Raw genomic sequence first — 15,238 nt, forward strand, 5'->3', positions numbered from 1 at the left:
GGGCTGCGCCGGCCGCGCTTTGCCTGCTGCTGGGTACGGGTCTCGCCGGTTGCGGCGATATGGGCCGGTTCCAGACAGCGGCAGCCCCGCCGACCGTGGCGATGCCCAAGCCGAAGCCGGCGGTTGCTCAGACGCCAGCGACCGAAAAGGAGCATGAGCGTATCCTGGCGAGCTATGGCGGCACCTATGACGACCCCCGGCTCGAATCGCTCGTCAGCAAGACCGTCGACCGGCTCGTCGCCGCGTCCGATCGTCCGGACCAGGGCTACAAGGTCACCATTCTCAATTCCGGTGCTGTGAACGCCTTCGCGCTGCCGAATGGCCAGCTCTATGTCACGCGCGGGCTGCTGGCGCTGGCCAGCGACACCTCCGAATTGTCCTCGGTGCTGAGCCACGAAATGGCGCATGTGCTGTCCAAGCACGCTGCGATGCGCGAGGACCAGGCGCGCCAGGCCGCGATCGTCACGCGCGTCGTCACCGACATGAGCAACGATCCCGACCTCACCGCGCTCGCGCTCGCCAAGACCAAGCTCACCATGGCGAGCTTCTCCCGCAATCAGGAGTTCGAGGCTGATGGCATCGGCGTCGGTATCTCCGCCAGGGCCCATTTCGATCCCTATGGTGCGGCCCGATTCCTTTCCGCGATGGAGCGCAATGCGGAGCTGAAGGCAGGCAAGGGCTCGCTCGATCCGCGCGCGCAGGATTTCACCTCGTCGCATCCGGCAACGCCCGAACGGGTGCAGAACGCGCAGACCATCGCGCGGCAATATGCGGCGCCCGAAGGCGCCGAGCGCGACCGCGAGAGCTATCTCGCCGCGATCGACAACATCGTCTATGGCGAGGACCCCAGTGAGGGCTTCGTCCGCGGCCGGCGTTTCCTGCATCCAAAGCTCGGCTTCACCTTCCAGGCTCCGGATAATTTTACGCTCGACAACACTGCGCAGGCGGTGATCGGCGTGCGCGACGGCGGCTCGCAGGCGATGCGTTTCGACGTAGTGCGTGTGCCGGCCGAGCAATCGCTCGGCGACTACCTGAATTCCGGCTGGATGGAAGGAGTCGATAAGGCGTCCACCGAGGACATCACCATCAACGGTTTTCCCGCTGCGTCCGCCACCGCCAAGGGCGACCAGTGGCAGTTCAAGGTCTACGCGCTGCGCTTCGGCAGCGACGTCTATCGCTTCATCTTCGCCACACGGCAGAAGTCGATCGAAAGCGAGCGCAATGCGCGCGAGACCGTCAATTCGTTCCGCCGCCTGACGCTCGAGGAGATCCAGGCCGCGCGTCCGCTGCGCATCAAGGTCATCACCGTGCAGCCCGGCGACACCGTGGAATCGCTGTCCCACCGCATGTCCGGCGTCGATCATCCGGCCGAACGCTTCCGCGTGCTGAACGGACTCGATCGCACCGCGCAGGTGAAGGTGCGTGACCGCGTCAAGATCGTCACGGATTGAGGCGCGGCGGCTACCGCGCCTTTTCTTTCAGATACGCGATGATATCGGCGCGATCCTGCGCGTCCGGCACGTCGAAGAACATCTTGGTCTCCGGCACCATGGCCTGGGGCCCGGTCAGCCATTTGTCGAGGTTTTCCTCGGTCCAGACGATGCCTGAGTTCTTCAGATCGGGCGAGTAGTCGTAACCCGCGACACTGCCCGCCTTGCGCCCGACCACGCCCTTGTGCATCGGGCCGATGCCGTTCTCGTTGATCGAGTGACAGTCTGCGCAGCCCTTGTAGAGCGCCTGGCCGCGCGCAGCGTTTCCGGTCGCACCGGCTGGCCCGGCCACGCACAGAAGCGCCGTGGCGATCGCCGCGAGCGCCAGGCGTTCCGGGGTTCGCCGACGGGCGGGATTGGATCGGACGTTCATGTGATCTCCTGCTTGCGACACGCACACAGGATCGTCAGACCTCTGCCCTTATTCCCGCTCGCGGAGGGCAAGAGCTATCATCACGGCCTAATTTACCAGCACCGCACCGTCGCAGCGAACGCCCGAGACCCATACATCGGCCTGGCCTACGCCGACCCCGAGCGTCGACAGGGTGGAGGCGACGAGTTGATCGATCGAACCGGTCGATCCGGACAGGACTCCGCCGACGGCCGACGTCAAGCCCGGGATCGGAACGCCGACGCCGCTGATACTCAGCGAGAGATCGCCGAGCAAACTCGATGTCAGCGAGGAAGTGAAATTGCGCGTGCTGACCGTCTTCGCCAGTTGCGACTGAATATCGACATAGGTGAAGTCGACCGAGGTCGGCGACGTATTCCCGATCGCCGCGTGGGCGCGACCGGCGACGTTGAACCCGCCGACATTGACAAGCACGGCCGCAGGCGGATTCGGTTTGGTCGTGAAATTCGCCATGTCAGCCAGCGAGACATTGCCGATCCAGGCATCCACCAGCCCCGGCGTGACGCCCAGCGTCACCGTCGAGTTCGCGATGTTCGCATGATTGCAGGAAATGGCGTTGAGCGTGGCCGTGCCTTGCGCGATTTCGACATAAAGCGGCAAGGCGATCGCAGGAACGATGCCGCTGCCGCCGATCTGAACCGTGAGCAATATCCGCGTCTGGGCGGTGTGGACGCTCGCACCTTGCGTGCCGACGGCGACCCAGCTCGAGCCGACGGGACGTTCGCCGACCGTCACCACGAGGCTGGCGGCGACGATGCCAGGCAGCCCGAAATTGACTGGAGCCGTGATCTGGTGTGTGCCGTTCGCGACTTCCGCCACCGCGGAAAGCAGGCTGAAGACCGACACGCTGACGCCGACCTTGGGCTTCTGGCCGGTGATCATCCCATTATAGGGTCCCAGATCGATCACGGAGCCGAGACTGATCCTGGTCGAGAGGCTCGCGACGGCCTGGGATATCATGGACAGCGTGGTAGTGGCCGAGCTCGGGCCGTTGGTCGCCTGCTGTGCCGCCAAAGCCGCGGCGACAACGTCAGGCAGTCTCGCATTGCCCGTCAGCAGGTCGCTATACGTTACGCCCGTGAGATTTACGCGGGTCGCCAGGGCCGAGAGAAAATCGAACGCATCGATCCTTGCATTGATCAGCGACTGGTAGTCCATCGCGGACGGCGAAATGTTGGTCCCCAGCATGCCGCCGAGAATGGCGTTCAGCAGACCGCCGTTGAGCGAGACCAGGCGCGACCCGATCGCGAAGGAGGCGAAAGCCGTGCTCGAAGCCGTCGCCTGGGTGTTGATCGTGAAGCGGCTGCTGCCGGTGATGTAGCGCGCGAAATAGAGCGGGGTCTGCGTCTTCAACGTGACGCGCGCAGCGTTGGCAGGTCCCGCGGCGGGTGTCACGAAGCGCGCTTGCGGCGCCGTGGCCGAATCGGGCGTATAGGTGCCGATATCCACGCCGACCAGCGAGTCGGCCGGGTAGTTGTTCTTCACGACCGTCGCCGACGCTGCATTGTAGGCATTGGTCAGGTTGCTGGCAGCGACGATGGCGGCGAGGTCCGCGGCGCTCTGCGCCTTCCGCTTGTCCGCGAAGATGGAGCCGACATCGACGCCAAGGGCGGTACAGCCGATGACCAGCGTCATCAATCCCGCACCCATGATGGTGAAATTGCCCGACCGGTCTGAAATGAAGCGGCGAAACGACGACGAGCCCCTCATGTCAGAATCCTCCGTAGGGGATGACCGCCGATCGTGAGATCGATGGCGACAACACGGGAACGAACGGAAGCGTGAATATGAAGCTGGACGAGGCGTCGTAACTGACAGTCACGACATAGACATTCGGATCAGAGATCGACGGCGCCGCTACGACATTCACTTTTGTCGCATCGAGCAGCGGATAATCGGTCACGCTGCTCGTGACATAGGACTGGGCGAGGCTGTTGCGTTCGGTGTCGCTGAGGCCCGCGACGGACGTCCGGGCAGCTTCCGCCGCAAGCTGCTGAACACCGTGGATCATCGCGAAATAGGAGCCGAAAACCACGATGCCGAAAATCAACGTCAGAAAGATCGGTAGCATCATCGCGAATTCGACCGCCGTGGCTCCGCCCTCGTCTCGCGCAAAGCGCATGTGAGTTTACCTCTTTTTCCCGAACAAGAGCTTGAGAGAGGCGCGTTTACAATGTATGCATGAATCTGCACGCAAAGGTTGACGTCGCTATGCATGCAAATAGGCATATAGATTTTCTTGACGTGCTTTGTACTGAAAGCAGTTAGCGCGAACGCGTTCGAGCGTCGGGCCGTAGAGCTCCGGTGGATCTCCCTCCAGATTCAAGAGCCTTTTTGAATGGGGAGATAAGTTTCCTTGATACTGCCCGTCGGAAGGAGCCCGAATGCTGCGACAGCAGATTCAAAACATTCCGATGGAAATCATGCGAACCGTCGTGGCAATCGCCGAGACGGGCAGCATGTCCAAGGCCGCAGACCGGCTCAATCTCAGCCAGCCCGCGATCAGCGCCCAGATCAAACGGCTGCAAGGTCTCATCGGTGGTGAGCTCTTCACGCGAACGGCGAACGGGACCGCTCTGACCGAGCTCGGCAAGCTCGCGCTCCAGCAGGCGCGCCGCATCATCGATGCCAATGACCAGATACTCAGGTTGGGAGGATCGGACCGATCCTCCGTGCGGCGGCTCGGCATCAGCCAGTTGCTCGCACAGCGGCTGTTCGACGAATTCAGCAGGGAGAACCTCTCCGGCGTCTTCCTTTTCGCCGAACATTCCAGCGAGATTCGACGCGGGCTCCTCGAGGGCTTCATCGATGTCGCGTGCCTGTTCTTGCTCGAGGGCTTCGGGCAGGAGCTCGAAGACCGGATTGTCGGCGAATTTCAGTTCGAGACGAACTGGGTCAAGGCGAGGGATTTCGTCGCGCGGCCCGGCGCACCGATCCCGATCATCACGCTGCCCGAAGACAATTGGATGATCGGACCGCTGGACCGGAGCGGCATTGCCTACCGGATCGTGCTGCGAAGCTCGGATTCTTCCGTGCGCACGAGCGCCGTCAGGGCGGGCCTCGGCTTGTCCGCCATGCCGGGCGCGCTGGCGGCTCCTGATATCGTCAGGTCCAGAGACTACTATTTGCCAAAACTGCCGCCCTCGCGGGCGGTCGTCTGCGTTCGCGAGGGGCTCGACGATTCCGACGTCAAGCAGCTCGCGAAGCGCCTGTCCGTGCTTCTCGCCAATCTCAACATCGACCAGAATCCGCCCAGGGACGCCACGTCACGCGGCTAGCATATGCATGGACCGCGCCGCCCCGGGAAATGTCAGGTCGACGATTCGCCCGCGTCCATATCGCCCGCCTCGCGCTGGCCGCTGAGCCAGAGGGCGAGCAGGGTCCAGAACGCGCCCGACAGCAGGTACGCACCCGAGGCGATGACGCCGAGATTGGTGGCGAGCAGCAGCGCGACGAGCGGCGCGAAGCCGGCGCCGAACAGCCAGGCCATGTCAGAGGTCAGCGCGGATGCCGTGTAGCGGTACATCTGCTTGAAGTTCGAGGCGATCGCGCCCGAGGACTGACCGAAGGAGAGGCCGAGCAGGATGAAGCCGATCACCATGTAGATGGTCTCACCGAACGCGCCGGCGTCGAGCAATTGCGGAGCAAAGCCGCTGTAGATCGCGATCGCAATCGCCGACCCCATCAGCAGCGATTTGCGACCGACGCGGTCGGCGATTACGCCGGAGGCCACGATCGCGGCGACGCCGAAGACGGCCGCGACGATCTCGATGATCAAGAAGCGCACCGGGCTTTCGCGGGTGAACAGGAACACCCAGGACAGCGGAAACACCGTGACCATGTGGAACAGCGCGAAGCTCGCAAGCGGCGCGAACGCGCCGAGCATGATGTTGTGGCCTTCGCGGGCAACCGTGTCGGAGATGCGCGAGGGCTGCAGCTCGCGGGTCTCGAACAGCGAGGCATATTCTTCCGTCGTCACCATGCGCAGGCGAGCGAACAGCGCCACGACGTTGATGGCGAAGGCGACGAAGAACGGATAGCGCCAGCCCCAGTCGAAGAAATCGTCGGCCGAGAGGTTGCCGGCGAAATAGGCGAACAGCGCGCTAGCCACGATCAGCCCGAGCGGCGCCCCTAACTGCGGCACCATCGCGTACCAACCGCGCTTGGACGCCGGTGCGTTCAGCGCCAGCAGTGAGGCCATGCCGTCCCAGGCGCCGCCCCAGGCCAGACCCTGCGCGAGACGCGCCAGCGCCAGCAGCCAGATCGCGGCAACGCCGATGTCGTGATAGCCGGGCAGGAACGCCAGCGCGACCGTGGCGGTGCCGAGCAGGAACAGCGCCGAAACCAGCTTGGCCGTCTTGCCGTACTCCCGGTCGACCGTCATGAAAATGACGGTGCCGATCGGCCGGGCGACGAAGGCCAGTGCGAAGATCATGAAGGAATAAAGGGTGCCGGTCAGTTCACTCGTGAACGGGAACACCAGGCGGGGAAACACGATCACCGAGGCGATCGCGTAGACGAAAAAGTCGAAGAATTCCGAGGTGCGGCCGATGATGACGCCGATGGCGATCTCGCCGGGGCTGGCCTGGTCGTGGCCGTGCTCGCCCGAGTGGATATCCGCCATTGCGGGGGTCTGTGCCGTCGCCATGCGTGCGCCCTTAACGTCCTGAAAACCAAAGCCGACCCCCCGGCGGGACGCCAGGCGATCTGGTCCTGTTTGGCCCAACATCCCGCAGTGCAACATTGGACAAATTGTCCAATGTCCGGATTGCTGCGCCGCAGCTACCCATTGGCCCCGCAAAGGAAACTCATTCTCATAAGGCTCGGCCCGTGTCCCGTCTCAAGATCCTGGCGCTGCTACCCCTGGCAGCCGCGCTCAGCGGCTGCAACTACGTCGTGCTGGCGCCAGCCGGCGATATCGCGGCGCAACAACGCGACCTCGTCATCATCTCCACCATCCTGATGCTCCTGATCGTCGTCCCCGTGATGGCGCTGACGGTGATGTTCGCCTGGCGTTACCGCCAGTCCAACACCTCGGCCCGCTACGAGCCGGATTGGGATCACTCCACCAAGCTCGAGCTGGTGATCTGGTCCGCACCGTTGCTGATCATCGTCTGCCTGGGCGCGCTGACCTGGATGGGCACGCATCTGCTCGACCCCTATCGCACGCTCGGCCGCATCCATGCCGATCGCGCGATCGACCAGTCCAAGGCGCCGCTCGAGGTCGATGTCGTCGCGCTCGACTGGAAGTGGCTCTTTATCTATCCGGACTACGGCATCGCCACCGTCAACGATCTGGCCGCGCCCGTCGATCGTCCGATCAACTTCCGCATCACCGCCTCTTCGGTGATGAACTCCTTCTACATCCCCGCACTCGCCGGCCAGATCTACGCGATGCCGGGCATGGAAACGAAGCTCCACGCCGTCGTGAACCACGCCGGTACCTACAAAGGCTTCTCCGCGAACTACAGCGGCGCCGGCTTCTCCGGGATGCACTTCAACTTCCAGGGCCTCGACGACAAGGGCTTCGACGCCTGGGTCGCGCAGGCCAAGTCCACCGGTGGTTCGCTCGGCCGCACTGAGTATCTCCAGCTCGAAAAGCCGAGCGAAAACGAGCCGGTCCGCCGCTGGGGTACCGTCGATGCCGATCTCTACCGCCTGATCCTCAACATGTGCGTCGAGACCGGGAAGATGTGCCAGAGCGAGATGATGGCAATCGATGCCAAAGGCGGCAACGGCCACGAGGGCCTGAACAACACCCTCCCGCTCTCCTACGACAAATACGCCCGCCGCGGCACCGCCTTCGGCCCCGAACCGAGCTTCGTCGCCGGCACTTGCACGCCGGATGCGCCGCAAGGCGGCGCAACCACGGCTTCGATCAAGGCGCCGCTCGACACCGCGCCGCTTATCGGCGCCGGCCTGAAGCGGCCGACCTTCGCGCCGCTGAAGTCCTCGTCCTTCTTCCTGGGACAACGTCCCAAGTCAGACTCCCTGAAGTCAGACTCCTAAAGAGAGCTCGCATGTCTCCTGATCTCCTCAAGCTCATCTTCGGCCGTCTCGGTATCGATTCGCTGCCGCTGCACGAGCCGATCCTCGTCGGCACCTTCGCGGTCGTCGCGCTCGGCGGCATCACGCTGCTCGCCGGCCTGACCTACTTCCGTCTCTGGGGGTATCTCTGGCGCGAATGGTTCACCAGCGTGGACCACAAGCGCATCGGCGTCATGTACATGATCCTCGGCATCGTGATGCTGCTGCGGGGCTTCGCCGATGCCCTCATGATGCGCGCGCAACAAGCAATGGCGTTCGGCGGCTCCGAAGGCTTCCTTCCCGCCCATCACTACGACCAGGTCTTCACCGCCCATGGCGTGATCATGATCTTCTTCGTGGCGATGCCGCTGGTGACGGGCCTGATGAACTTCGTGGTGCCGCTGCAGATCGGCGCCCGCGACGTGTCGTTCCCGTTCCTGAACAATTTCAGCTTCTGGATGACGGTCGGCGGTGCGGTGTTGGTGATGCTCTCGCTGTTCATCGGCGAATTCGCCCGCACCGGCTGGCTGGCTTATCCGCCGCTGTCCAACATCGGCTACAGTCCAGACGTCGGCGTCGACTATTACATATGGGGATTGCAGGTCGCCGGCGTCGGAACGACGCTATCCGGCATCAACCTGATCTGTACCATCGTCAAGCTGCGATGCCCCGGCATGACCATGATGCGGATGCCGGTGTTCACCTGGACCTCGCTGTGCACCAACATCCTGATCGTCGCCTCATTTCCGGTCCTGACCGTCGTGCTCGCGCTGCTCGCGCTCGATCGCTACGTCGGCACCAACTTCTTCACGAACGATTTCGGCGGCAGCCCGATGATGTACGTGAACCTGATCTGGATCTGGGGCCACCCTGAAGTCTACATCCTGGTTCTCCCCGCCTTCGGCATCTTCTCGGAAGTGACCTCGACCTTCTCCGGCAAGCGCCTGTTCGGCTACACCTCGATGGTCTACGCCACGGTCGTCATCACCATCCTGTCGTACCTGGTCTGGCTGCACCACTTCTTCACGATGGGCTCGGGCGCCAGCGTCAACTCGTTCTTCGGCATCACCACCATGATCATCTCGATCCCGACGGGCGCGAAGATGTTCAACTGGCTGTTCACGATGTATCGCGGCCGTATCCGCTACGAGCTGCCGATGCTGTGGACGATCGCCTTCATGCTGACCTTCGTGCTGGGCGGCATGACCGGCGTGCTGCTCGCGGTCCCGCCGGCCGACTTCGTCCTGCACAACAGCCTGTTCCTGATTGCGCACTTCCACAACGTGATCATCGGCGGCGTGGTGTTCGGCGCATTTGCCGGCATCAACTACTGGTTCCCGAAGGCGTTCGGCTTCAGGCTCGATCCGTTCTGGGGCAAGCTGTCGTTCTGGTTCTGGGTCACCGGCTTCTACATGGCCTTCATGCCGCTCTATGTGCTCGGCCTGATGGGCGTGACCCGTCGCCTGCGCGTATTCGACGATCCGAGCTTGCAGATCTGGTTCATCATCGCCGCGATCGGCGCCGGCCTCGTCTTCCTCGGCATTCTCTCGATGCTGATGCAGTTCGCGGTCAGCTTCCTCAAGCGCGAGCAGCTCAAGGACGTCACCGGCGATCCCTGGGACGCACGCACGCTGGAATGGGCCACCTCCTCGCCGCCGCCGGATTACAACTTCGCCTTTACCCCCGTCGTTCACGACAATGACGCATGGTGGGACATGAAGAAGCGCGGCTATCAGCGTCCGCTCACCGGGTTCAAGCCGATCCATATGCCGAGCAGCACAGGCACCGGCATCATCCTCGCCGGCCTCGCCACCGCGATGGGATTCGGACTGATCTGGTACATCTGGTGGCTTGCGGCTGCGAGCTTCATCGCCATGCTGGTCGTCGGAATCGGCCACACCTTCAACTATCACCGCGACTTCGACATTCCGGCTGACGACGTCATCCGGACCGAGGACGCGCGCACCAAACTGCTCGCCGGAGCCAAGTAAATGACTGTCGCCGTCAATCCTTCGCAGACCGGCGAACCGGTCTTCTACCTCGCCGACGAGCATCCGCATCCGGAAGGCTACAGCACCTCGCTCGGCTTCTGGATCTACCTGATGAGCGACTGTCTCATCTTCGCGATGCTGTTCGCCGCCTTCGGCGTGCTCGGCGCCAATTACGCCGCCGGGCCCGCGCCGAAGGACCTGTTCGACCTCGACCTGGTCGCGGTGAACACCTCGATGCTGCTCCTCTCCTCGATCACCTATGGCTTCGCCATACTGACGATGCAGCAGAACAAGGTCGCCCAGACGCAGATGTGGCTCCTGATCACCGGCCTGTTCGGCGCCGCCTTCATCGGCATCGAGCTCACCGAGTTCGCTCATATGATCCATGAAGGCGCCACGCCTCAGCGCAGCGCCTTCCTGTCAGCCTTCTTCACACTGGTTGGAACCCACGGCCTGCACGTCTCCTGCGGCCTGATCTGGCTGGTGACCCTGATGGTGCAGGTCGGGCGTTTCGGCCTGATCGAGGCCAACCGCCGTCGCCTGATGTGCCTGTCGATGTTCTGGCACTTCCTCGACGTTGTCTGGATCGGCGTCTTCACCTTCGTCTATCTCCTGGGAGTTCTGCGATGAACACCGACACCCACGCCGCTCACGCCGACGACCATCACCACGGCGACGGCCACGCCCACAGCACGTTCTCGGGCTACATGCTCGGCTTCGTGCTCTCGGTGGTGCTCACAGCGATCCCGTTCTGGCTGGTGATGAGCGGCGCGCTGCCGAGCAAGCAGATCACCGCGCTGGTCATCATGGCCTTCGCGGTCGTGCAGATCGTCGTGCACATGATCTACTTCCTGCACATGAGCCCGAAGTCCGAGAATGGCTGGAGCATGATGGCGCTGATCTTCACCATCGTCATGGTGGTGATCGCGCTGTCCGGTTCGCTGTGGGTGATGAACCACCTCAACAGCAACATGATGCCGATGCACGAAATGACGGGAATGAAGTGAGCATTCCCGTAAGACCTGGGGATGACGAACCGCGCAGCCCCGCAGGGGCCGCGCGTCCGTCCCTGTGGCTCACGGTCCTCTCGCTCACCGCCTTCGTCGTTCTGATCGCGCTTGGCGTCTGGCAGGTCGAGCGCCGCACCTGGAAGCTCGCGCTCATCGACCGCGTCGAGCAGCGCGTCCATGCTCCGGCGCAGCCGATCCCCGCGCCCGCTTCATGGGCTGCGGTCTCCGCCGCGAGCGACGAATATCGGCACGTCAGCGTCTCCGGTCGCTTCCTGCACGACCGCGAGACGCTGGTGCAGGCCGTCACCGAGGAAGGCCCCGGCTATTGGGTGCTGACGCCGCTCCAGCGCGTTGATGGCACGCAAGTCCTCATCAACCGCGGCTTCGTGCCGTCCGAGCGGCGCGACCCGTCAACGCGCAAGGATGGCAATCCCGCCGGCCAGGTCGAGGTCACCGGCCTCCTGCGCATCACCGAGCCGAAGGGCGGTTTCCTCAGGGACAACGTGCCCCAGCACAACCGCTGGTATTCGCGGGACGTCGCCGCGATCGCGGCCGCGCGCGACCTCCAAAAGGTCGCGCCCTTCTTCATCGATGCCGACGCCGGATCACAGGTCGGCAACGGTCCAATCGGCGGATTGACCGTGATCCGCTTTCCCAATAACCACCTGATCTACGCGTTGACGTGGTTTGCCCTGGCTTTCATGCTGGCCGGTAGACTTTTCGTCACATTCCGCGGCGGGCTGTTCCGCCGCACGCGCTTCGTCCACGAAGCGGCCGGCGGCTTCGATGCCTCCGCCCGCAGGACGGGATCAGATGCTGGAACGATCGTCGAACCGACCTGACGACGGGAACACCTACGGCGAGCAGGCGGTCACGCTGCAATCGCAGGCGGACGCGCGCAGCGAGCTGATCGGCGCTGCCCCCACCGACGACGAAACCAATCGCAAGAACATGGCGCTGCTGATCCAGCTGCGCTGGACTGCAGTGGTCGGGCAGATCGTGACCATCGGCGGCGTGCATTTCTGGCTCGGCATTCCCCTGCCCCTCACCCGCATGGGAGCGGTGATCGGCGCGCTGGTGTTTCTCAATGTCTCGAGCCTGGTCTGGGTGCGCCATCGCGCCGCGATTACCAACAACGAGCTGCTGGTCGCATTGATGCTGGATGTCGCGGCGCTGACCGCGCAGCTTTATCTCAGCGGCGGCGCCACCAACCCCTTCACGTCGTTGTTCCTGCTCCAGGTGACGCTGGGCGCCGTGCTGCTCGATGCCCGCTCGACCTGGTCGCTGGTGGCGCTGACCTGCGCGAGCTTCGTCTGGCTGACGATGGCCTACCGGCCGCTCGACCTGCCGCCTAACCCGCTGAGCGAGACCTACACGCTCACGGTCGCCGGCATGTTGCTGGGCTTCGCCCTCAACGCAGTGCTGCTGGTCGTGTTCGTCACCCGCATCAACAGGAATTTGCGCCAGCGCGACGCGCATCTGGCGGCGCTGCGCCAGCACGCCGCCGAGCAGGATCATATCGTCCGCATGGGCCTGCTGGCGTCCGGCGCAGCGCATGAGCTCGGCACGCCGCTCGCCTCGCTCTCGGTCATCCTCAGCGACTGGCGCCGCATGCCCGATCTTACCGCCGACCAGGAGCTTGCCGAGGATCTCACGGAGATGGAAACCTCGCTGCAACGCTGCAAGTCCATCGTGACGGGCATTCTGGTGTCGGCCGGCGAGGCTCGCGGCGAAGGATCATCGCCGACGACGGTAACGGCCTTCGTCACCGCGCTGGTCGAAGAATGGCGCGACGCCCGCTCGGCGCGCACGCTCTATTTCACCAACACGTTTGGCGAGGACGTCGCGATCGTCTCCGACATCGCGCTGAAGCAGGTGATCTTCAACGTGCTCGACAATGCCTATGAAGTCTCGCGCGAGTGGGTGGAGCTGGTCGCCGAACGCGAGGGCGACAATCTGGTGCTCTCGATCAGCGACCGCGGCCCGGGCTTCGCGCCGGAAATGCTGGCGCAGCTCGGAAAGCCCTATCAGTCGAGCAAGGGCCGTGCCGGCGGCGGGCTGGGCCTTTTCCTGGTGGTGAACGTGGTGCGCAAGCTCGGGGGCAGCGTGACCGCGGAGAACCACAGGAAGCGCGGCGCGACGGTACGCCTGACCTTGCCGCTCGCCACACTCGCGATCGGAGGCAGTTTTGACGCCTGACCGTTCGCTCATTGTCGTAGAGGACGACGAAGGCTTTGCGCGCACGCTGAAGCGCTCGTTCGAGCGCCGCGGCTATGAGGTCGTGCTCGCCGCCTCGATCGAGGATGTCCGGAAGGCGCTCGAGGACCGATCCTTCGGCTACGCCGTGGTCGACCTCAAGCTCGGCGGTGCCTCTGGGCTCGCCTGCGTCGAACTGCTGCACAGCCACGACGAGGAGATGCTGATCGTGGTGCTGACGGGCTTTGCCAGCATCTCGACCGCCGTCGAGGCCATCAAGCTCGGGGCCTGCCACTACCTCGCAAAACCTTCCAACACCGATGACATCGAAGCCGCATTCACCAAGGCCGAAGGCAACGCCGAGGTCGCGCTGGACGTGCGGCCGACCTCGATCAAGACGCTGGAATGGGAACGCATCCACCAGACGCTGATCGAGACGGATTTCAACATCTCGGAAGCGGCAAGACGTCTGGGCATGCACCGGCGCACGCTGGCACGGAAGCTCGAGAAGCGGCCGGTGAAGTGAGCGGTTCGCCGCGCGGGGAGGAAAACGTTCACCCGGGCTGATGACCTCGCCGCCAGGCATCACTAGACTGCCGGATGCGGCGGTTGACGGCCGCCGCTGGGCTGCAACGATCCAAGCGAGGAGACCGCCCCGTGACAATGCTCGTCGAGCGCCTCGACTCGCCCGCCGCGTCGTCGCGCGCGCGCGACCAGCGCGATATCGAGACCGTTCAATTTGCGCAGGCGGCACTCGAAGCCGGCAAGAAGGAGGGCCTGCAACTGGCGGTACGGGCGCGGTATATCGCGCTGGCCGTCATCGCCTGTCTCCTGCTGGCCATCAACCCGGCTTGGGAGCAGTTGTACTACGTCGTGCTGCTCGGCCTGTTCGCACTGATCGGCTGGGCCCAGGTCAGGGTTGGGCGGGTCGGCGTATCGCGGTCGGAACTGGCGCTTTTGTTCTGCGACCTTGCGCTGCTCACATTCGTCATCGTCGTCCCGAACCCATTCGGCACGACGCACTGGCCGGCGGCGATGCAGTACCACTTTGGCAACTTCATCTACTTTTTCGTGCTGCTGTCGGGCGCCACGCTGGCCTATTCCTGGCGGACCGTGGTTGCGGTCGGAACATGGACCGCAGCGCTCTGGATCATCGGCGTGGCCTGGGTGTGGTGGCAGCCCGACCACGATCCCGCGCTGACCGCCCGCATTGCGGACGCGGTGGGCAGCGATCACAGGCTGCTCGCGCTGATCTCGCCGACCGCGATCGGATTCGGCATCCGAATCCAGGAAATCGTCGTCTTCATGATCGTGGCCGTGACGTTGGCGCTCGCAGCCAGCCGCAGCAATGATTTGCTGATCCGGCACGCCTCGGTGGAACGAGAACGCGGCAACCTTGCGCGCTACTTCTCACCGAATGTGGTCACTGAGTTATCGAAGCACGACGAGCCGTTGAAGCAGGTGCGCACGCAAGACGTCGCGGTGCTGTTCGTGGACATCGTCGGCTTCACGGCCTTTGCCGATGCGCGCACCCCGGAGGAAGTCGTGCGGACGTTGCGCGAATTCCACGCATTGATGGAGCAGGAGGTTTTCCGCCACGACGGCACGCTGGACAAATATCTGGGCGACGGATTGATGGCGACATTCGGCACGCCCTTCGCAGGCGAGCGTGACGCCAGCAACGCGTTGCGCTGTGCCCAGGCCATGATTGCGGCGGCGGACAGCTGGAATGCGCAGCGAACGGCGTCCGGCGAACCGCCGATGCGCGTCAGTTTCGGCCTGCATTACGGGCCGGTGGTGCTCGGGGACATCGGGCACACCTGTCTGGAATTTGCCGTGATCGGCGCCACCGTCAACGCCGCAAGCCGCCTGGAGGCGCTCACGCGCAGGCTCGACTGCGCGCTGGTGGCAAGCAACGATCTCGTCAGTCGCGCCAAGCTGGAACTCGGCAGCGCAGCCGAAACATTTGCATCGTTGATCGCCCAGGATCCTCAAGCGATCCGCGGACTCGAGCGGCCGATTGCGATCTGGACCCAGCCGCGCGCGACGCTGTAGGGAAGGCTCGAACACGTATCCGAACAAAAAGCCCGGCCAAACGGCCGGGCTTTCGAT

General features: G+C 63.9%; 14 protein-coding genes. 10 read left to right on the forward strand and 4 right to left on the reverse strand.

Annotated elements, in window-relative coordinates:
- Positions 1-59: 59 nt before the first annotated feature.
- Entirely contained in the window at positions 60-1,451 is a 1,392-nt protein-coding gene (locus QY049_RS29720) for a M48 family metalloprotease (protein ID WP_246755918.1), read from the forward strand.
- 10 nt (positions 1,452-1,461) lie between these two features.
- On the opposite strand, the gene QY049_RS29725 is transcribed toward QY049_RS29720, so the two are convergent.
- The 3 genes from QY049_RS29725 to QY049_RS29735 form a co-directional block, all read right to left on the reverse strand.
- The gene (locus tag QY049_RS29725) at positions 1,462-1,863 is read right to left on the reverse strand and encodes a cytochrome c family protein (protein ID WP_258764737.1); all 402 of its coding nucleotides are present in this window, start codon (positions 1,861-1,863) and stop codon (positions 1,462-1,464) included.
- Between the two features lie 87 nt (positions 1,864-1,950).
- The gene (locus tag QY049_RS29730) at positions 1,951-3,612 is read right to left on the reverse strand and encodes a pilus assembly protein TadG-related protein (RefSeq protein ID WP_258764736.1); all 1,662 of its coding nucleotides are present in this window, start codon (positions 3,610-3,612) and stop codon (positions 1,951-1,953) included.
- 1 nt (position 3,613) lies between these two features.
- Positions 3,614-4,024 (reverse strand): TadE/TadG family type IV pilus assembly protein, encoded by a 411-nt coding sequence (locus QY049_RS29735; protein WP_194479154.1) that lies wholly within the window; start codon positions 4,022-4,024, stop codon positions 3,614-3,616.
- 262 nt (positions 4,025-4,286) lie between these two features.
- Here QY049_RS29735 and QY049_RS29740 point away from each other — a divergent pair, with 262 nt between their 5' ends.
- Positions 4,287-5,180, forward strand: coding sequence for a LysR family transcriptional regulator (locus QY049_RS29740; RefSeq protein WP_301270360.1), 894 nt, complete (start codon positions 4,287-4,289; stop codon positions 5,178-5,180).
- Between the two features lie 32 nt (positions 5,181-5,212).
- Here QY049_RS29740 and QY049_RS29745 read toward each other — a convergent pair whose 3' ends face one another.
- Positions 5,213-6,550, reverse strand: coding sequence for an MFS transporter (locus tag QY049_RS29745; RefSeq protein ID WP_258764732.1), 1,338 nt, complete (start codon positions 6,548-6,550; stop codon positions 5,213-5,215).
- Between the two features lie 182 nt (positions 6,551-6,732).
- Between QY049_RS29745 and cyoA the strand changes: the two genes are divergently transcribed.
- The 8 genes from cyoA to QY049_RS29785 all read left to right on the forward strand — a co-directional run bounded on the left by cyoA (position 6,733) and on the right by QY049_RS29785 (position 15,181).
- The gene (cyoA, locus tag QY049_RS29750) at positions 6,733-7,911 is read left to right on the forward strand and encodes a ubiquinol oxidase subunit II (protein ID WP_194479151.1); all 1,179 of its coding nucleotides are present in this window, start codon (positions 6,733-6,735) and stop codon (positions 7,909-7,911) included.
- 11 nt (positions 7,912-7,922) lie between these two features.
- The gene (gene cyoB, locus QY049_RS29755; RefSeq protein ID WP_194479150.1) at positions 7,923-9,920 is read left to right on the forward strand and encodes a cytochrome o ubiquinol oxidase subunit I; all 1,998 of its coding nucleotides are present in this window, start codon (positions 7,923-7,925) and stop codon (positions 9,918-9,920) included.
- On the forward strand, positions 9,921-10,550 hold the full coding sequence (gene cyoC / locus QY049_RS29760; RefSeq protein ID WP_258764731.1) for a cytochrome o ubiquinol oxidase subunit III: 630 nt from the start codon (positions 9,921-9,923) through the stop codon (positions 10,548-10,550). It begins immediately after the preceding gene.
- Positions 10,547-10,927 carry a cytochrome o ubiquinol oxidase subunit IV gene (gene cyoD / locus QY049_RS29765; RefSeq protein ID WP_194479148.1) on the forward strand — a complete coding sequence of 127 codons (381 nt, stop codon included), beginning with the start codon at positions 10,547-10,549 and terminating at the stop codon, positions 10,925-10,927. The genes cyoC and cyoD overlap by 4 nt, the downstream gene beginning before the upstream one ends.
- Entirely contained in the window at positions 10,924-11,772 is an 849-nt protein-coding gene (locus QY049_RS29770) for an SURF1 family protein (RefSeq protein WP_258764730.1), read from the forward strand. Before cyoD ends, QY049_RS29770 begins: the two co-directional genes overlap by 4 nt.
- Complete coding sequence (locus QY049_RS29775; protein WP_194479146.1) at positions 11,744-13,129, forward strand: ATP-binding protein; 1,386 nt, start codon at positions 11,744-11,746, stop codon at positions 13,127-13,129. The genes QY049_RS29770 and QY049_RS29775 overlap by 29 nt, the downstream gene beginning before the upstream one ends.
- Complete coding sequence (locus QY049_RS29780; RefSeq protein ID WP_258764729.1) at positions 13,119-13,652, forward strand: response regulator transcription factor; 534 nt, start codon at positions 13,119-13,121, stop codon at positions 13,650-13,652. Before QY049_RS29775 ends, QY049_RS29780 begins: the two co-directional genes overlap by 11 nt.
- A gap of 137 nt (positions 13,653-13,789) precedes the next feature.
- The gene (locus QY049_RS29785; RefSeq protein WP_258767108.1) at positions 13,790-15,181 is read left to right on the forward strand and encodes an adenylate/guanylate cyclase domain-containing protein; all 1,392 of its coding nucleotides are present in this window, start codon (positions 13,790-13,792) and stop codon (positions 15,179-15,181) included.
- The last annotated feature ends 57 nt before the right edge of the window (positions 15,182-15,238 follow it).

The sequence above is a fragment of the Bradyrhizobium sp. WYCCWR 13022 genome, assembly GCF_030435535.1.
In the GTDB taxonomy this organism is placed as follows: domain Bacteria; phylum Pseudomonadota; class Alphaproteobacteria; order Rhizobiales; family Xanthobacteraceae; genus Bradyrhizobium.